Source organism: Spiribacter sp. 2438 (genome assembly GCF_009676705.1).
Taxonomy (GTDB): domain Bacteria; phylum Pseudomonadota; class Gammaproteobacteria; order Nitrococcales; family Nitrococcaceae; genus Spiribacter.
Genome location: NZ_CP046046.1, coordinates 1,272,989 through 1,290,612 on the forward strand (window position 1 = coordinate 1,272,989; position 17,624 = coordinate 1,290,612).

20 protein-coding genes are annotated in these 17,624 nt (G+C 64.2%); 1 reads left to right on the forward strand and 19 read right to left on the reverse strand.

All coding sequences use genetic code 11. The features are described from left to right. Positions 1-18: 18 nt before the first annotated feature. The 17 genes from pdxJ to GJ672_RS06410 all read right to left on the reverse strand — a co-directional run bounded on the left by pdxJ (position 19) and on the right by GJ672_RS06410 (position 13,885). Positions 19-768 carry a pyridoxine 5'-phosphate synthase gene (gene pdxJ, locus GJ672_RS06330; protein ID WP_154296401.1) on the reverse strand — a complete coding sequence of 250 codons (750 nt, stop codon included), beginning with the start codon at positions 766-768 and terminating at the stop codon, positions 19-21. Then, positions 743-1,486, reverse strand: coding sequence for a DNA repair protein RecO (gene recO / locus GJ672_RS06335; protein WP_154296402.1), 744 nt, complete (start codon positions 1,484-1,486; stop codon positions 743-745). Before recO ends, pdxJ begins: the two co-directional genes overlap by 26 nt. A gap of 8 nt (positions 1,487-1,494) precedes the next feature. Beyond that, positions 1,495-2,403, reverse strand: a complete 909-nt coding sequence (gene era, locus GJ672_RS06340; protein WP_154296403.1) for a GTPase Era — start codon at positions 2,401-2,403, stop codon at positions 1,495-1,497. Then, positions 2,400-3,098, reverse strand: a complete 699-nt coding sequence (rnc, locus tag GJ672_RS06345; RefSeq protein ID WP_154296404.1) for a ribonuclease III — start codon at positions 3,096-3,098, stop codon at positions 2,400-2,402. The genes era and rnc overlap by 4 nt, the downstream gene beginning before the upstream one ends. 22 nt (positions 3,099-3,120) lie before the next feature. Beyond that, a complete protein-coding gene (gene lepB, locus GJ672_RS06350; protein ID WP_229381833.1) occupies positions 3,121-3,858 on the reverse strand; it encodes a signal peptidase I in 738 nt (245 codons plus the stop codon). Between the two features lie 21 nt (positions 3,859-3,879). Continuing rightward, on the reverse strand, positions 3,880-5,676 hold the full coding sequence (lepA, locus tag GJ672_RS06355; protein WP_154296405.1) for a translation elongation factor 4: 1,797 nt from the start codon (positions 5,674-5,676) through the stop codon (positions 3,880-3,882). A gap of 111 nt (positions 5,677-5,787) precedes the next feature. Continuing rightward, positions 5,788-7,230 (reverse strand): DegQ family serine endoprotease, encoded by a 1,443-nt coding sequence (locus GJ672_RS06360; protein WP_195759467.1) that lies wholly within the window; start codon positions 7,228-7,230, stop codon positions 5,788-5,790. A 2-nt stretch (positions 7,231-7,232) separates the two neighbouring features. Then, on the reverse strand, positions 7,233-8,240 hold the full coding sequence (locus tag GJ672_RS06365) for a MucB/RseB C-terminal domain-containing protein (protein ID WP_195759468.1): 1,008 nt from the start codon (positions 8,238-8,240) through the stop codon (positions 7,233-7,235). After that, on the reverse strand, positions 8,230-8,850 hold the full coding sequence (locus GJ672_RS06370; RefSeq protein WP_195759469.1) for a sigma-E factor negative regulatory protein: 621 nt from the start codon (positions 8,848-8,850) through the stop codon (positions 8,230-8,232). Before GJ672_RS06370 ends, GJ672_RS06365 begins: the two co-directional genes overlap by 11 nt. A 6-nt stretch (positions 8,851-8,856) precedes the next feature. After that, a complete protein-coding gene (gene rpoE, locus GJ672_RS06375) occupies positions 8,857-9,444 on the reverse strand; it encodes an RNA polymerase sigma factor RpoE (RefSeq protein ID WP_154296408.1) in 588 nt (195 codons plus the stop codon). 117 nt (positions 9,445-9,561) lie between these two features. Further along, complete coding sequence (locus GJ672_RS06380) at positions 9,562-9,996, reverse strand: hypothetical protein (RefSeq protein WP_195759470.1); 435 nt, start codon at positions 9,994-9,996, stop codon at positions 9,562-9,564. Next, complete coding sequence (locus GJ672_RS06385) at positions 9,947-10,204, reverse strand: succinate dehydrogenase assembly factor 2 (RefSeq protein WP_154296410.1); 258 nt, start codon at positions 10,202-10,204, stop codon at positions 9,947-9,949. The genes GJ672_RS06380 and GJ672_RS06385 overlap by 50 nt, the downstream gene beginning before the upstream one ends. Positions 10,205-10,213: 9 nt before the next feature. Further along, positions 10,214-10,990, reverse strand: coding sequence for a succinate dehydrogenase iron-sulfur subunit (locus tag GJ672_RS06390; RefSeq protein WP_154296411.1), 777 nt, complete (start codon positions 10,988-10,990; stop codon positions 10,214-10,216). Between the two features lie 17 nt (positions 10,991-11,007). Next, positions 11,008-12,795, reverse strand: a complete 1,788-nt coding sequence (gene sdhA, locus GJ672_RS06395) for a succinate dehydrogenase flavoprotein subunit (RefSeq protein ID WP_154296412.1) — start codon at positions 12,793-12,795, stop codon at positions 11,008-11,010. 3 nt (positions 12,796-12,798) lie between these two features. Further along, the gene (gene sdhD / locus GJ672_RS06400) at positions 12,799-13,179 is read right to left on the reverse strand and encodes a succinate dehydrogenase, hydrophobic membrane anchor protein (protein ID WP_154296413.1); all 381 of its coding nucleotides are present in this window, start codon (positions 13,177-13,179) and stop codon (positions 12,799-12,801) included. An 11-nt stretch (positions 13,180-13,190) separates the two neighbouring features. Further along, positions 13,191-13,571 carry a succinate dehydrogenase, cytochrome b556 subunit gene (gene sdhC, locus GJ672_RS06405; RefSeq protein ID WP_154296414.1) on the reverse strand — a complete coding sequence of 127 codons (381 nt, stop codon included), beginning with the start codon at positions 13,569-13,571 and terminating at the stop codon, positions 13,191-13,193. A gap of 116 nt (positions 13,572-13,687) precedes the next feature. Further along, positions 13,688-13,885, reverse strand: coding sequence for a DUF1674 domain-containing protein (locus tag GJ672_RS06410; protein ID WP_154296415.1), 198 nt, complete (start codon positions 13,883-13,885; stop codon positions 13,688-13,690). A 36-nt stretch (positions 13,886-13,921) separates the two neighbouring features. Between GJ672_RS06410 and GJ672_RS06415 the strand changes: the two genes are divergently transcribed. Next, on the forward strand, positions 13,922-14,992 hold the full coding sequence (locus GJ672_RS06415; RefSeq protein ID WP_154296416.1) for a folate-binding protein YgfZ: 1,071 nt from the start codon (positions 13,922-13,924) through the stop codon (positions 14,990-14,992). On the opposite strand, the gene lysS is transcribed toward GJ672_RS06415, so the two are convergent. Beyond that, on the reverse strand, positions 14,965-16,479 hold the full coding sequence (gene lysS, locus GJ672_RS06420) for a lysine--tRNA ligase (protein WP_154296417.1): 1,515 nt from the start codon (positions 16,477-16,479) through the stop codon (positions 14,965-14,967). The genes GJ672_RS06415 and lysS overlap by 28 nt on opposite strands. A 36-nt stretch (positions 16,480-16,515) precedes the next feature. After that, positions 16,516-17,614 (reverse strand): peptide chain release factor 2 gene (gene prfB / locus GJ672_RS06425; RefSeq protein WP_154296418.1). Its coding sequence is split into 2 segments (ribosomal slippage): positions 16,516-17,538 and positions 17,540-17,614, totalling 1,098 coding nucleotides; the frame shifts between segments, so codons are not numbered across the junction. Between the last annotated feature and the right edge of the window lie 10 nt (positions 17,615-17,624).

A 17,624-nucleotide genomic window follows, 5' to 3' on the forward strand; every position in this document is an offset into this window, starting at 1 on the left:
TGCCGATACCGACAATGCTCAATGCCGCGCCTCACGAATCAGCTGCTTCATGGTCCGGACGGCGGCGTCGAGGCCACTGAACACCGCCCGGGCGATGATGGCATGACCGATGTTGAGTTCGGTGATTTCCCGCATGGCGGCGATCGGCGCGACATTGTGGTAGTGCAGACCATGCCCGGCATTGATCTGCAAACCCAGGGACTGGCCCAGGGACGCCGCTTCCTGAAGCCGCGTGAACTCCTCGTGAATGGCGCCGTCGCTGGTGGCATCGGCAAACGCCCCGGTATGGAGCTCCACCACGGGAGCGCCCACGTCCACGGCGGCCTGCAACTGGGCCGGCTCCGGGTCCACAAACAGTGACACCCGAATGCCCGCTTCGGCCAGGCGCTGACAGGCCTGGCGACAGCGCTCCGGATCCCCGGCGACATCCAGCCCCCCCTCGGTGGTGATCTCCTGGCGGCGCTCCGGGACCAGACAGCAATCGGCGGGCTGCAGGTCGATGGCCCGCTGGATCATCTCGTCGGTGATGGCCATTTCCAGGTTCATCCGGGTCTGCAGGGTTTGCGTCAGCAGCGCCACGTCCCGCTCATTGATGTGCCGACGGTCCTCCCGCAGATGGACCGTAATGGCATCGGCCCCGGCCTGTTCGGCCATGGCGGCGGCCGCCACGGGATCGGGATAGCGGGTGCCACGAGCCTGACGCAGGCCCGCCACATGATCGACATTAACGCCGAGCAACGGCTCAAGACTGCCTTGATGATGGGCCATGTTGGCGACCTCCTGTGGGGTAGCGGGCATATAACTCTCGACTTCTCAGGGGCCGGTCACCCAGGTGCGGCGCCATCACGGCACGCATGAGCGCTCGGCTGGCCCGAGCCACCTGAGGTGATGGCATGGGTGCCGCCAGCCCGGTCAGCAGATCCCCCGAAACGATCACGCCGCCGCCGTTCGGGCCAGCCACGGGCACCGCACCCCGGCCAGGATCGTACCGGTACCAGCCCTCGGGCACCACCGGCTGATCGTCGGCATCCACGGTCAGGGCGAGCCCGTAGCCCAGCAGACCCAGCAGATCCCGCTCAAAGGCACGCACGGCCACCGCCTCATCGCTCACCGTGGTGAGGGCCTCCAGATAGCCCACGTAGCATTCGAAAAGCCCCGGGTGCGGATCTTCCCGGCCCAGCAGCCGGATCAGCAGCTCGTTACCATAAAAACCGCTGACCAGGCGGCGGCCCTGCAGGGGCAGCGGCACACCGGCGGCCTCCGCCGTCTGCAGGGTGCCCAGCTCGCCGCGAGCCCGCCAGGTCATGGCCAGGGGACGAAAAGGCTGCAACAGTCCGGCCAGACGGGAGCGGGGCCCGGCCGCGCCCCGGGCCACCAGGCCGATGCGGCCATGGTCTCGGGACAGCACTTCGAGCAGTCGGCTAGTGTTTCGATAGGCCCGCCCGTGGAGCACGAAGGCGGGCTCCAGGACCGCATCACGGCCCATGGGAGCCGCTACTCCTCGCGATAGCCCAGCGCCTGCAGCATGCGGGTGTCATCGGACCAGCCCTCACGTACCTTGACCCAGAGCTTCAGATAAACCCGCGCCTTGAAAAGGCGCTCCATCTCCCGGCGGGCGGCCGCACCAATGCGTTTGGTCATCTCGCCGCCTTCGCCGATAACGATACGCCGCTGGCCGGGACGCTCCACCCAGATGATGGCGGCAATGCGCCGCAACCGGCCTTCCTGCTCAAAGGCTTCGAGCTCGACGGTGCTGGCATAGGGCAACTCGTCACCCAGATGCCGCATCAACTGCTCGCGAATCAGCTCCGCTGCCATGAACTGCTCACCCCGGTCACTGATCTGCTCCGGTGGAAACAGCGGCGGCCCCTCCGGCAGCCGGGCGATGATGGCCGACTCCAACGCGTCCAGATTGTCGTGTTTGGTGGCGGACACCGGCACCACGGCCGCAAACTCCCGGCGCTGATCCATCTCGGCAATGGCTGGCAGCAGACGCTGTTTGTCGGCGGTCCGATCCACTTTGTTGAGCACCGCGATCACCGGGGAGCGAACCCGCTCCAGTCGCTCCAGCACCACCTGGTCCTGGGGAGTCCAACGGTGGGCTTCGGTGAGCATGATCACCACGTCCACATCCGCCAGGGCACTGCCGGCCGCGTCGTTCATGTAACGGTTCATGGCCGTGCGGCCACCTTCGTGAAGCCCGGGGGTGTCTACATAGATGATCTGGGCATCCGGGCGGTGATGGATGCCCAGTATCCGATGCCGCGTCGTCTGGGGCTTGCGGGTGGCGATACTCACCTTCTGGCCCAGCAGGGCATTCAGCAGAGTGGATTTGCCCACATTGGGCCGTCCCACCAGGGCGACAAAGCCGACGGGCTGATAGGCCGAACGCTCATCGCTCATGAGGGCTCCCCGGGATCATGGTTATGGCTGCCGAGCCGCCGAAGCAGATCGGCGGCCGCCTCCTGCTCGGCCTGCCGGCGGCTGCCGGCCCGGCCCTCGCCGGCTTGCTGCAACGCCTCACTGGTGCAGACCACATGAAACACCTGCTCGTGGGCCCGGCCGCTCACCTCCTCCACCGCATAGGCTGGCAATTCGAGGCCCCGGGCCTGCAGATACTCCTGCAGCCGGGTCTTGGCGTCCTTGTGAGCTTCCATTTCCGGCAGTCGGTCCAGATGATCGGTATACAGCCGCAGGACCAGATCGCGCCCCGCCTCGAACCCGCCATCCAGATAAACCGCGCCGATCAGGGCCTCGAGGGCATCGGCAAGAATGGAGTCCCGTCGCCGACCGCCGCTTTTCAGCTCGCCGCTGCCAAGCACGATATGCCCGCCAAGGCCGGTGTCGCGGGCAATGGCCGCGAGGGCATTCTTGTTGACCAGCGCGGCACGCAGACGACTGAGTTCGCCCTCGCGGAGATCCGGGCGGCGCCGGTAGATTTCATCCGCAATCACGAAATTGAGAACCGCGTCGCCGAGGAATTCCAGTCGCTCGTTGTTGGGGCCGCTGGCGCTGCGATGGGTGAGAGCCTGACGCAGCAGATCCGACTCGCCGAAGGTCCAGCCGATGCCCTCCTCCAGGGCGCGCAGTTCTCTCATGACGGACACCTGCTCTCCATGGCTAGTCAATGCGACGCCCCATGCGTGACCAGTTGGGGCCACCATCCCAGCTCAGCCAGACAAAAAAGGCCTGCCCGACCATGTGGTCCCGCGGCACCGGCCCCCAGAATCGACTGTCACTGCTGCGGTCACGATTGTCCCCCAGCACGAAGAACTTGTCCTCGGGGACGGTTAGACTGAAGCCGCGATCCGGGGCGGTGTCATCGATCACCACCCGGTGCCAGTCGTCGCCGAGCTGCTCGCGGAATAACCGCAGACTGTCGCGCTCCTGCCAGCCGCCCAGTGACTCCACGGGCACCGCCTCGCCGTTGATAATGAGGCGCTTTCCGAAATAGGTGACCTCGTCTCCGGGCAGACCCACGATGCGCTTGATGTAGTCCTGGGAGGGATCCACGGGATAGCGGAATACTGCCACGTCTCCCCGCTCCGGCTCCCCCACCGGCACCAGCAGATCCCGAGTCACCGGCGCCCGCAGGCCATACCCGAATTTATTGACCACGATGAAATCACCGACCTCCAGGGTGGGCAGCATGGAGCCCGAGGGAATGCGGAAGGGTTCGATCACGAAGGAACGCACCACCAGCACGATGAGGATCACCGGGAACAGCGAACGCCCCAGATCTACCCACCAGTTGACGGCGGCGCCGGGCGGCCGTCGTTTGCGCTGGAAGCGGTCGAAGACCCACACCAGCCCGCTGACCACGGTCAGCACGACCAGCAATAGCTCAAAATTCAGCATGGCGGGTGCCGCCCTCCGTCTCTACTTATTGTTGTCCACCTGAAGGACGGCGAGGAAGGCGTCCTGAGGAATTTCCACCGAGCCCACCTGCTTCATGCGCCGCTTGCCCTGCTTCTGCTTTTCCAGCAGCTTTTTCTTGCGGGATATGTCACCACCATAGCATTTGGCGGTGACATTCTTGCGCAAAGCCTTGACCGTGGAGCGCGCGATCACCTTGGTGCCCACCGCTGCCTGAATGGCAACCTCGAACTGCTGTCGCGGAATAATCTCTTTAAGCCGCTCGGTGAGATCCCGCCCCCGGCTCTCGGCCTGATCCCGATGAACAATCACCGACAGGGCGTCCACCCGATCGCCATTGACCATCACGTCCAGCTTTACCAGCCGCTCGGCCTGAAATCGCCGGAATTCGTAATCGAAGGAGGCATAGCCGCGGGTGGCCGACTTCAGCCGATCAAAGAAGTCCAGCACCACCTCGCCCATGGGCATTTCGTATTCCAGGGACAGCTGATTACCGACGTACTGCATGCCCTTCTGGGCGCCGCGCTTTTCTTCACAGAGCTTGATGACCGCGCCCACGTACTCCTGGGGCACCAGAATACTGGCCATGATGATGGGCTCGCGGATTTCGTCGATGACGTTAACCGGCGGGAGCTCCGACGGGTTGTGAACGGCGTGCTCCTCACCCTGTTTGTCCAGCACTTGGTGGACCACGGTGGGGGCGGTGGTAATGAGATCGAGACCGTATTCGCGCTCCAGCCGCTCCTGAACGATTTCCATGTGCAACATGCCAAGAAAGCCGCACCGAAAACCGAATCCCAGCGCCTCGGAGTTCTCGGGTTCATAATTGAGGGCGGCGTCGTTCAGGCGCAGCTTGCCCAGGGCATCCCGGAAGGCCTCGTAATCATCTGACGAGGTGGGGAACACGCCGGCAAAGACCCGCGGCTGGACCCGCTGGAAGCCGGGCACCGGCGCATCGGTGGGCGCCTTGGCATGAGTGAGGGTGTCACCCACCGGCGCGCCGTCGATGTCCTTGATGCCCGCCACCACAAAGCCCACGCGCCCGGCACTGAGGGAATCCCAGACCGTTCGCTGCGGGGTGAAGATGCCCAACTCGTCCACCTGGAATTCGCGGCCGGTGGACATCACCTTGATGCGGTCACCCCGGCGAAGCTCGCCATCAAATACCCGAACCAGGCAAACCACTCCCAGGTAGTTGTCGAACCAGGAGTCAATGATCAGCGCCTTCAGCGGCCCGTCGGGATCGCCCTGGGGCGCCGGCATCCGCTGAATGATGGACTCCAGCAGATCGTCAATGCCGATACCGGTCTTGGCACTGATGGGCAGCACGTCGGTGCCGTCCAGCCCAATGATTTCCTCGATCTCCTGAACGACCCGGTCCGGTTCCGCCGAGGGCAGATCGATCTTGTTCAGCACCGGAATGACTTCCAGACCCTGTTCCACGGCGGTGTAGCAGTTGGCAACGCTCTGGGCTTCCACGCCCTGGGCCGCGTCCACCAGCAGCAGAGCCCCTTCACAGGCATAGAGCGAGCGGCTGACCTCGTAGGAGAAGTCCACATGCCCCGGGGTGTCGATAAAGTTCAGCTGATAGGTCCGCCCGTCCCGGGCCTGATAATCGAGCGACACGCTCTGGGCCTTGATGGTGATGCCCCGCTCCCGCTCCAGATCCATGGAGTCGAGCATCTGGGCATTCATCTCGCGCTTGCTGAACCGGTCGGATCGCTCGATCAGTCGATCCGCCAGGGTCGACTTGCCGTGGTCAATGTGGGCAATGATGGAAAAATTTCTGATCTGATCCATGTAAACCTGTGCCGGCCGTTGCCGGTTGGCCAAACAAAGCGGCCGCAGCAACCTCTGTTGCTGCGGCCCCGAATTCCCGGCATGCCGCCGCTCAGCCGTTCACGATACCCATCAGGGCATACGCAGGGCAAGGAAGCGCTGACTGCCGTCCCGCATCACCAGCAGGGGAACGCTCCGCCCGCTGGGCACGTCGCTGAGCAAGCGCCGCAGGTCCATGACATTTTCAATGTCTTCCCGATTGACCCGGGTGATAACGTCCCCCTGAGAGAGCCCCACCTCGGCGGCGGCGCCACCCATGACCTCGGAGACGATCACGCCGGTGACTTCCGGCTCCAGGTCCAGCGCGCTGCGGGCGTCATCCGTCAGCGGCTCCACGGAAAAACCCAGCTCCTCGAAATCACCACTGGGCTCGGCGGGTCCGCCCCGAGTGGTCTCCTCCGGCAACTGCTCCAGGGTGACCTGCAGGGTCTGGCGCTCCTGGTCCCGCACCACCACCACCGGCACGGTTTCACCCACGGGTGTACGGCCGACCATGGGTGGGAGCGAGCCAGAGTTCGGCACCTCACGCTCGTTGAACTCAACGATGACGTCCCCCGACTCGAAACCGGCATTGGCCGCCGGTGATCCGGGCATCACCTGGGCCACCAGAGCCCCCTCCGGGCGATCCATGCCAAAGGACTCCGCCAGGTCCCGGGTGACATCCTGAATGACCACGCCCAGCCAGGCTCGACTGACCGTGCCGGCATCCCGCAATTGATCGGCCACATCCACCGCCAGCTCAATCGGGATGGCAAAGGAAATGCCCTGAAACCCCCCGGAGCGGCTGTAAATATGAGAGTTGATGCCAATGACTTCGCCATCGAGGTTGAACAGCGGCCCGCCGGAGTTGCCCGGATTGATGGCCACGTCGGTCTGGAGAAACGGCACATAGTTTTCGGTGGGCAGACTGCGGCCCTTGGCACTGACAATGCCCGCAGTCACCGAATACTCAAAGCCGAAGGGCGAGCCGATGGCCAGCACCCATTCACCCACACGCAGGTCTGATGAACTGCCGATTTCCACCGTGGGCAGCGACTCGCCGTCGACCTTGAGCAGTGCCAGGTCGCTTCGCTCGTCAGCCCCCACCAGCTCGGCGGTCATCTGACGCCGGTCATTCAGACGCACCACAATCTCGGTGGCACCATCCACCACGTGGTTGTTGGTGAGGATGTAACCGTCCTCGGAGATGATGAACCCCGAGCCCAGTGACCGGGTGTCAAACTGCCTCGGTGGCGCGCCGTCTTCGTCCATGAAGCGATCAAGGAAATCCTGGAATGGATGGTCGTCCGGCAGATCCGGCATTCCCGGGATATCCGGCAGGCGGCGATTCCCGCCCCGGGCCGGGCGCCCTTCCTGGGTGGTGCTGATGTTCACCACCGCCGGGCTGTTCTGCTCCACCAGCCCGGTGAAGTCCGGCAATGACTGCGCCCCGGCCGATGCGCCGTAGAGCGCCGCCGCCATGAGCAGAGAAACGAGAGTCGTCCAGACCCGGCGGCCGGCAAGAAAATGCTGCATGATTAGTGGCTCGCGTTCGAAGTGGAGTCGGCCCGTTGAAGTGAGGTCGCCATCCGCTCAACGGTGGAAGACGGCACCTCGCCAAGGGCAACGACCTGGTAGCCATCCATGGTGGTGGTGTAGACATTCATGGCACCCATCCGTAAAGCCCCGCGCATTCTTTCGTCGGGGGTTTCTGCCTCGATGTAAATGGAAACCGTGGCGATGCCGTCACTGAAGAGCAGATGCCGGGCAGCCTGGTCTCGACCGGGTAGCGCCTGCTCGCGCTCCATGTGCAGCTGGAACCCGTCCGGGAGGTCGGCGACCGACCAGGATGAGGCGTCAATCGGTTGGTCGTCCGCCGATGGTGTGGCCCGGGCAGTGACTCGCTTGAATCCTTCCTGGGGTAACTGGGACATCAATTCTGTGGGCTCGAGCCCGTCGCGCAGTTCCATGTCCAGCATCATGACCCGCTCGAGCACGTCTCCCTCCGAACTCACCAGTTCCGCCCGCATGAGCAGTCCGGTTTCCTGGTCAAACCAGAGCTGATAGCCATAACGCATCGCATCTTCCGCGAGGATGGCCACTCGCTGGGTTGGTCGGCCGGCCACCCGGTCTTCGCCAATCACACGGCCCCGGTAGTGTGGCTCGTGATCAGAGAGGCTGTCGGGCAGGCGGGCATCCAGCGGCGCCTGCCAGTGCCGGCGATCCACCATTACGGCCTGGGCGCTGGGCAGCACGCAGGTCACTTCTTCGTGGTCGCGGATGATTTCCCGGGGTTCGCCGGAGAGGGAAAACAGTCGCTCCTGCACCCCGGCGTCAGGGTGAGCGGAGCGCCAGATGCGCATGGTGTCGACGTGGTCCTGATGTTGATAGATAAATTCCGCCACAAAACTGTGCTGGCTGCGCGCCTCCTGGGACCAGCGCAGCCAGTCCTCGGCGCTTTCCGGCGACTGGGCAGAAGCACCGGCCGCCATGACAGAGGCCAGAATCCCCGCCATAAACGACCGAAGCAGCCTTTTATCGCTCACTGCCATGTCCCATGATGCGCGCGTATTGCAATGAGGTACCCAGCTGCCCGTCCGCGGCGTATTCGCTGTGGTTGACGAAGTACGCGTTCAGCCGCTGCCGGGCTTCAGCGTCAAGGGAGGCGGAAGCGATGGGAACCGCACCGGTGGCGGCCGACTGACCTCCACTGGAAGTGCCCACTCGCTCAAGCTGTCCCTCGAAGGGAGCGCCCTGAATGACCGCCACGGACGGCTCGGACACCGGCCCCTGCGCGGGATTGCCGGCATCGAACAACGTCGGCCCGACGATGAGCACGCCCAGGGCCACGCTCGCCGCGATGGCCATCCCGCCAACGGGGCGCAGCCACCGGCCGGTGGCGCCGCCGGCCTGCGCCGACGCCTCAGGTGCCGTGTGAGCCGGTTCGCCATCAATACTGGCCCGAACCCGATCCGCCAGGCTATCCGCGCCGGGGACATACTCATGTCGTACCGCCGCGCTCATGGCGTGATACCGACCCAGCGCTTCGCGGGATTCCGGGTCGCTTTCCACCCTCCTTAAAAGAAACCGCAACTCGTCGGCGTCGAGCTCGCCGTCCGCCACCGCCGAAATCGGTTCAAATTTGTTGTCCTGCATCGCCATTCACCCACCGATGTCTGAAATCAGCGGCCGCAGCCGCCGGTCAATCGCTTCACGAGCACGAAATATCCGTGATCGCACCGTTCCTATGGGGCATTCCATTGCCTGCGCAATCTCCTCGTAGGTCATCCCCTGGAACTCACGCAACGTAATGGCCACGCGCAGATCCTCGGGGAGCTCCTCAATCGCGCTGATCACGGTTGCCTGCACCTGATCCCGCTGGGCCAGCGCCTCGGGAGACTCCTGATCTTTGAGACGCGATTCGATGTCATATCGTTCCGCATCCTGTGCATCAATATCGCTATCCGGGGGGCGGCGTCCCTGGGACACCAGGTGATTTTTGGCCGTATTGATGCCGATCCGATAGAGCCAGGTGTAGAAACTGCTGTCGCCGCGGAAGTTCGGGATGGCGCGATAGGCCTTAATGAAGGCTTCCTGGGAGACGTCGAGTGCCTCGGCGTGATCATGAACATAGCGCGAAATGAGTTTGACCAGTTTGTGCTGATACTTGAGCACCAGCATGTCGAAGGCCTGCTTGTCACCGGCCTGGACCCGCTTGACCAACTCCCTGTCCGCATTAGCCGTGCTCATCGTGCCTCCACGCCCGGATGCCCCGGCAGCCGGACGCTGCCAGCCACTAGTGACCCGTAACTGGCCTCGAAGTTCAGCGGAAACCCGAGGCCATTCCGCCACACCAGTTGCTCAACCCTAACATCCCCGCACCCATCGGCGCAGAAGACGGTGGGTCTCGGCTCCCATGGCACCGGCGGGCACTACCGCACAGCGATGCCACGGCCAACCGCCGATACGAATGATGGTGATCACTGGACTGGTGATGGCATCGCCCTGTCGGCCCACCCAGCAGTGGCCGTTGGCCAATTCAAAACGCCAGAAGCCCTCGCCCAATGGTTGGAGTCGGGTGATGCGGCCAGAGCCGGCCCGGCCGTGCCGGCCAACGATCCGGATACCGACTCCCGCAGTGGCGAGCAAAAGCACCGTCCGAAGCCCCCACTCGATGCCCGGGACAATCCATAGCATCGCCGTGACCACGACAACGAGAATCAGCAGCAGAATGAAGAGGGGCCGGGTGTTTTCAATCGCAAAGCCCGGAGGCGGCACGAATGGATCGAACGACGTCGGCAAGCTCATCTTCCCTGGGTGGTTGGCCATTGACCAGCCAGTCAATCAGCTGGTCGTCTTCGGTGTCCAGCAGCTGCTCGAACCGCTCCCGGCCGGTGGCGTCCAGCGAGTAATAGCCATCGGACTCCGCTTCGATAAAGCGCGTCAGCAGGCGATCAAGCTCGGTGGTGCCGCGCCGGCAACGCCAGCGCAGCCTGGAATGCTCGCTCACGTTGTGTGGCTACTGCCGGGCCACCATCAATCGCTTCAGCTCGGCAATCGCCTTGGCGGGGTTGAGCCCCTTTGGACAGGCCGACGCGCAGTTCATGATGGTATGGCAGCGGTACAGCTTGAACGCGTCATCCAGATCGTCGAGCCGGCCGCCAGTGTCCTCGTCGCGGCTGTCCGCCACCCACCGATAGGCCTGCAGCAGCACCGCCGGGCCGAGATACCGATCGGGATTCCACCAGTAACTGGGGCAGGATGTCTGACAACAGGCGCACAGAATGCACTCGTAGAGACCATCGAGCTCTTCGCGGTCCTCGGGGCTCTGCAGGCGCTCCCGATCCGGTGGTGCCGGCGTCTCGGTCCGGATCCAGGGCCGGATAGAGGCGTACTGCGCATAGAAATGCGTCATGTCCGGCACCAGGTCCTTGACCACCCGCATGGACGGCAAGGGGTAGATGCGAACATCCCCTTTAATGTCCTCAATGGCTTTGGTGCAGGCCAGCGTATTGCTGCCGTCAATGTTCATGGCGCAGGAGCCGCAGATCCCCTCTCGGCAGGAGCGGCGGAAGGTCAGTGTGGGATCGATATCGTTCTTGATCTTGACCAGCGCGTCGAGAACCATCGGCCCGCAGGTATCGAGATCGACTTCATAGGAGTCCAGACGCGGGTTCTCCCCGCTGTCCGGCTCCCACCGATACACCTTGAACACGCGGGTGTTGGTGGCGTCGGTGGCAGCGTGGTGGTTGCCTTCCTTGATCCGGGAATTGGGGGGAAGAACAAACTGGGCCATGGCAAATGCCTCCTGTCTCAGTACACGCGCTTCTTCGGCGGGATGACTTCCATCTCGTCGGTGAGCGTCGTCATGTGCACCGGGCGGTAATCAAGCTGGACATCGCCACTGTCCTGCAACCAGGACACAGTGTGCTTCATCCAGTTTTCGTCGTCACGGTCGGCAAAGTCTTCACGGGCGTGGGCACCCCGGCTCTCCTGTCGATTGAGTGCCGAGTCCATGCTCACCACCGCATTGCCGAGCAGGTTCTCAAGTTCCAGGGTTTCCACCAGGTCGGTGTTCCAGACCAGTGACCGGTCCACCACCTTGATGTCAGCCAGCGACTGATAGATTTCGTGGATCTGGCGACTACCCTCCTCGAGGGTCTCCGCGGTTCGGAACACCGCCGAGTACTGCTGCATCACGCTCTGCATGCGCTCGCGCACCTTGGCGGTGGGCTCGCTGCCGTCCGCATTGCGGAGCCGGTCGAGCCGCCCCAGAGCATAATCGGCGCTATCCGCCGGCAGCGGCTTGTGCTCGCCGCACTCGGCCACGATCTCAGCGGCCCGGATGGCGGCGGCTCGCCCGAAGACCACCAGATCCAGCAGCGAGTTGGAACCCAGCCGGTTGGCGCCATGCACCGAAATGCAGCCCGCTTCGCCGATGGCCATCAGGCCCGGCACCACGGCGTCCGGGTCGCCGTCCCGGGGGGCCACGACCTCGGCCCGGTAGTTGGTGGGGATACCGCCCATGTTGTAGTGGACGGTGGGCAGAACCGGAATGGGCGCCTCGGTGACGTCCACGCCGGCAAAAATGCGGGCCGTCTCGGCAATGCCCGGCAGACGCTGATTGATCACCTCGGGGCCGAGATGCTCGAGATGAAGGTGGATGTGGTCGGCATTGGGACCCACACCCCGACCTTCCCGAATCTCGATGGTCATGGAGCGGGACACCACGTCCCGCGAGGCCAAGTCCTTGGCATTGGGCGCGTAACGCTCCATGAAGCGCTCGCCCTCGGAGTTGGTGAGATACCCGCCTTCGCCGCGAACGCCTTCGGTGATCAGGCAGCCGGCGCCGTACACGCCCGTGGGGTGGAACTGGGTGAACTCCATGTCCTGGAGCGGCAGCCCGGCCCGCAGCACCATGCCACCCCCGTCGCCGGTGCAGGTATGCGCCGACGTGCAGGAGAACCAAGCTCGGCCGTAGCCCCCGGTCGCCAGAACCACGATATGAGCTCGGAAGCGATGGATTTTTCCGGTGGCAAGCTCGAGGGCGATGACACCCCGGCAGGCGCCATTTTCCATGATCAGATCCAGCGCGAAGTACTCGATGTAGAACTCCGCCTGGTGAGCCATGGACTGCTGATAGAGCGTATGCAGGATGGCATGGCCGGTGCGGTCCGCTGCCGCACAGGTGCGCTGTGCGGTGCCCTCACCAAAATGCGTGGTCATGCCGCCGAAGGGGCGCTGATAAATCTTGCCTTCCTCGGTTCGCGAGAAGGGCACACCATAGTGCTCAAGCTCGATAATCGCGGGAATCGCCTCGCGGCACATGTATTCGATAGCGTCCTGGTCGCCCAGCCAGTCCGACCCCTTGATGGTGTCGTAGGCATGCCAGCGCCAGTCGTCGTCACCCATGTTGCCCAGCGCCGCACTCACACCCCCCTGGGCAGCCACGGTGTGACTGCGAGTGGGAAAAACTTTGGTCACACAGGCTGTTTTCAGCCCTTTTTCGGCCATGCCGAAGGTCGCCCGAAGGCCGGCACCGCCGGCGCCTACCACGACCACGTCATAGCTGTGATCGACAATCTCGTAATCGGCGCTCATATCTCAGCCTCCGAGTGCAATACTAAGGACGGCAATGATCGCTGACACGGCCAGAACAACCGCCAGGAATCGCACCGCGATGACCAGCCCAAGGCGCACGCCCTTGTGACTCACGTAGTCTTCGAGAATGACCTGGAGGCCGAGCGACGCGTGATAGAACAGCACGCCGAACATCACCACCATGACCACCGAGTTGATCGGGCCGCCCAGCCAGGCAGCGGCCTCGGCGTAACTGGCGCCGGAATTGGCCGCCAGGCCGACCACCAACCAGAGCATCAGCGGCACCATGGCGATGGCACTCAGCCGCTGCACCCACCAGTGGGAGGCGCCGTGATGCGAGGCACCCAGGCCCCGGGCTTCCTTAATCGGAGTCCGAAATTCCATTACAGGCCTCCTCAGACCAGAGCGATAAGCCAGGCGAGCAGCGTCAGCGCCACAGCCGCACCGATGACGGTCTGCCCGGAGCGCTGCGCGGCCTCGAGGCTGAGCCCGTAGCCGGCGTCCCAGAACAGGTGCCGGATGCCGTTGCAAAGATGATAGAAGAGCACGAAGGTCCAGGCGAACAGCAGGACCTGCACCGGCAGGCTGCCCAGAATGGCATTGGCGGTGGCGTAAGCCTGGGGGCCGGCGGCGGTGGCCACCACCCAGTAAACCAGCACCAGCGCTCCGCCGGAGAGCAGGACCCCGGAAATCCGGTGACTGATGGACGTCAGGGCGGTGAAGGGCAGGCGATAGACTTGCAGATGCGGCGACAGGGGCCGGTTATCCGTGCTCATCAGGCGACTCTCCAGATGCAGGATAGTTTGGAATTGTTCCGCCAAGATACCCGTTGGACGGTCGCTGCACAAGATCGCCGCAGTGCACCATGTTCAAATGGACCGGCAGCGAACATTCAAAAATCGGTGCAGCGGCCGTTGCTCTCCCAGTCACCGTAGCGGGTCGGCTCAGGGCCACGCTGACCACCGGTCTCTGCCGGCCAGGTCTCCGGCTTCTGCCAGTCCACTGAGGTGGATTCAGGGGCGTCCGACCCTTCGACGGGCTGATGGTCGGTCGAGTCCGGCTGCCGATCCGGGTTGCGCTCATCATTCATGACATCGTCCTCACGGCTGCGGGGAATTGCTGATCAATGGCATTATCCCACGTCCACTGCCATTACGCATTGCATAAGGAGCGCGACATGGTCACCGTCTGGGATCGGCTGTTGACCGCCTCACCCATGGGCCAATCCGCGCCGGCGACGCCGGCGGACTGGGCCCTCGCGGCCCGGGACAGCGGTGTGGTTGCCGCACTCCCCCACCTGGGGCTCCTGCATTTGGCTGGCCCCGACGCCCGGGAGTTCCTTCAGAATCAGCTCACCCAGTCCGTCGCCGACCTTGCCGACACGGAAACCCGGCTAGCGGCCTGGTGCAGCGCCAAAGGTCGAGCCCGAGCCGTGTTCAGGGTGATCCCCAGCGATACCGGGCTGGTACTGCTGGCCGATGCCGACACGCTGGAAGCCATTCGGCCTAAATTGCAGATGTTCATCCTCCGCGCCCAGGTGGCCATCACCGACCTCTCCGCCGATGAGGGACTGATGGGGGTCACCGGTCCCGTGGCCGAGACCCTGCTCACGGAAACGGCGGGCTCGCTGCCGCGCGCGGACAATGAATTGGTGCGCGCCGGTGACCTGCACGTCATCCGCGTCCCCGGCCATCCGGCCGCCCGTTACCTGGTGCTGGCGCCGGAAAAACAGCTGGCGGCGCTCTGGGAGCGATACCAGGCCGCCCTGACTCCCACCGACCAGGCATTCTGGCAGTTACTGGATATCCAGGCCGGCCTCCCCACCGTGACCCCGGCCACCATGGAGCGGTTTGTGCCCACCATGCTCAACCTCGAGCCACTGGGCGGCATCAACTATACCAAGGGGTGTTACCCCGGCCAGGAGGTGGTGGCCCGAATGCACTATCTGGGCAAGCTGAAACGGCGTCTGTATCGGGCCCGGCTGGGGGATGACCCACCACTCCCCGGCAGCGCGGTGACGCTGGCCGATGGCACCGAAGCCGGGGAAGTGGTGAGCGCGGCGTTGTCCCCCGAACAGGGCAGCGAACTGCTGGCGGTGCTGCGCATCGAGATGGCGGAACGGGAGGGTCTGCAGGTCGACGGGCGACCGCTGCAGCTCCTCGATCTGCCCTACCCGCCCCCGGGGGAATCGGCCTGAACCGGCAGGGGACGCATCGCCGGGAACAACAGCACGTCCCGAATGGAGGCCGCATCGGTCAGCAGCATCACCAGCCGGTCGATGCCGATGCCCTCGCCCACCGCCGGCGGCATGCCGTATTCCAGAGCCTGGATATAGTCGGCATCGTAATGCATGGCCTCCTCGTCGCCGGCGGCCTTCTCCTGCGCCTGCTGACGGAACCGGGCCGCCTGATCCTCGGCGTCATTGAGCTCCGAGAAGCCATTGGCAATCTCGCGCCCGGCAATGATCAATTCAAAGCGCTCCGTCACTGAGGGGTCGTCGTCCCGGGGACGCGCCAGCGGCGAGACCTCCACGGGATAATCGGTCACGAACGTGGGCTGGCGAAGCTCGCTCTCGGCGGTTTTTTCGAAAATTTCCAGGAGCAGCTTGCCGGCGCCCCACTGGGGCTGCACGGCGAGGCCCAACTCCGCCGCCCGCTCCGCCAGCGCCTCGCGGTCTGCGGTGCGCCCCGCCAGGGCCGGGTTGTAATCGGTCACCGCCTCGCGAACGGTTACGCGGCGAAAGCGCGTCGCCAGGTCGATTGCCTCGCCCTGCCAGGTCAACTGCTCACTCCCCACCACCTCGCGGGCCAGTTCGCGAAGCAATGATTCGGTGAGATCCATCGCCTCCTCGTAGCCGGCATAGGCCTGATAGAACTCCAGCATGGTGAATTCCGGGTTGTGGCGGGTGGACACGCCTTCGTTGCGGAAATTGCGGTTAATCTCGAAAACCCGTTCGAAGCCTCCCACCAGCAGGCGCTTGAGATAGAGCTCGGGAGCGACCCGCAGGTAAAGATCCAGCTCCAGCGCATTGTGGTGGGTCACGAAGGGACGAGCCGCGGCACCGCCGGGGATGGGTTGCATCATGGGCGTTTCCACCTCCAGGAAGTCCCGGCGGGCGAGAAAATCCCGGATGTGCCGGACAATCCGGCTGCGTTGCTTGAACAGATGCCGGGTGTCCGGATTGGTCATCAGATCCAGATACCGCTGCCGGTAGCGCGCCTCGGTGTCGCCCAGGCCGTGGTACTTCTCCGGCAGCGGCCGCAGCGACTTGGTGAGCAGCTGCAGCTCCTCGCAGTGCACCGACAATTCGCCGGTGCGGGTCCTCATGAGCGGGCCGGCGGCACCCACGATGTCGCCCACATCCCAGCCCTTGAACGCCTGATAGACCCCCTCCGGCAGATCGTCGCGACGCAGGAACAGCTGGATGTCCCCAGACATGTCCCGAATGGTCACGAAGCTCGCTTTGCCCATGACCCGCTTGTACAGGATGCGGCCGGCCACCCGGGCCTCGGCCCGCTGCGCCTGAAGCGCCTCGGCATCATGAGCCGCAAACTCGCGCTGAAGATTGTCCGCCAGATGATCCCGACGGAAATCGTTGGGAAAGGCCCGCCCGGTCTCCCGCCACTCGGTGAGCTTTCGCCGCCGATCGGCAATCAGCCGATGCTCATCCTGTTCCTGGGTCATGTCCCCTGTCCCCTTGATTGATCGGGCCCGCGGGCCCTAAAGACCCGCCTTGAGGCTGGCCTCAATAAACTGGTCGAGGTCGCCGTCGAGGACGGCCTGTGTGTTCCCTACCTCGACACCGGTGCGCAGGTCCTTGATACGACTCTGATCGAGCACGTAGGAACGGATCTGGCTGCCCCAGCCAATGTCGGCCTTGGTGTCCTCCACCTGCGCCGCCTGCTCCCGCTGGGCCTCCATTTCGCGCTCGTAGAGCTTGGCGCGCAGCTGATTCATGGCGGTGGCCCGGTTCTTGTGCTGGGAGCGGCTGCTCTGACACTGCACCACCACACCGGTGGGCAAGTGGGTGATCCGGACGGCGGATTCGGTTCGGTTGACGTGCTGCCCGCCGGCTCCACTGGCCCGGTAGACATCCACCCGCAGGTCGGAGGGATCAATGTCCACTTCGATGTTCTCGTCGAGCTCGGGACTGACAAACACCGAGGCAAATGACGTGTGGCGACGGTTACCGGAATCGAATGGCGACTTGCGCACCAGGCGGTGAACACCGGTTTCGCTGCGCAGCCAGCCGAAAGCGTGGTCGCCCTCGACCCGCACCGTGGCACTTTTGATGCCGGCCTGTTCGCCTTCGGAGACCTCAATGAGCTCGCTGGCAAACCCCTTGCGCTCAATCCAGCGCAGGTACATGCGCAGCAGCATTTCCGCCCAGTCCTGGGCCTCGGTGCCCCCGGAGCCGGCCTGGATGTCCACGAACGCATTGGCGGCATCCATTTCGCCGGAGAACATGCGTCGAAACTCCAGCACTTCCACCGTGCGGGCATGCTCGTCCAGATCCACTGCCACCGCGTCCAGCGTCTCCTGATCGGATTCCTCCCGGGCCATTTCCAGGAGTTCGCCGGCTTCCTCCAGGCCACTGAGCAGCCCGCGCATCTGCACCACCACCCGCTCCAGGGCCGCGCGCTCGCGATTCAGCGTCTGCGCGCGCTCCGGGTCATTCCAGATGTCCGGCTGTTCCAGCTCGCGGGTGACTTCTTCGAATCGTTCTTCCTGACCCGGGAGGTCAAAGATACCCCCTCAGGGACTCGGCACGTCCCTTGAGGTCTTCCAGTCGAGTGACGATCAGGTTGGTGTCCTGCACGTTATTCCTC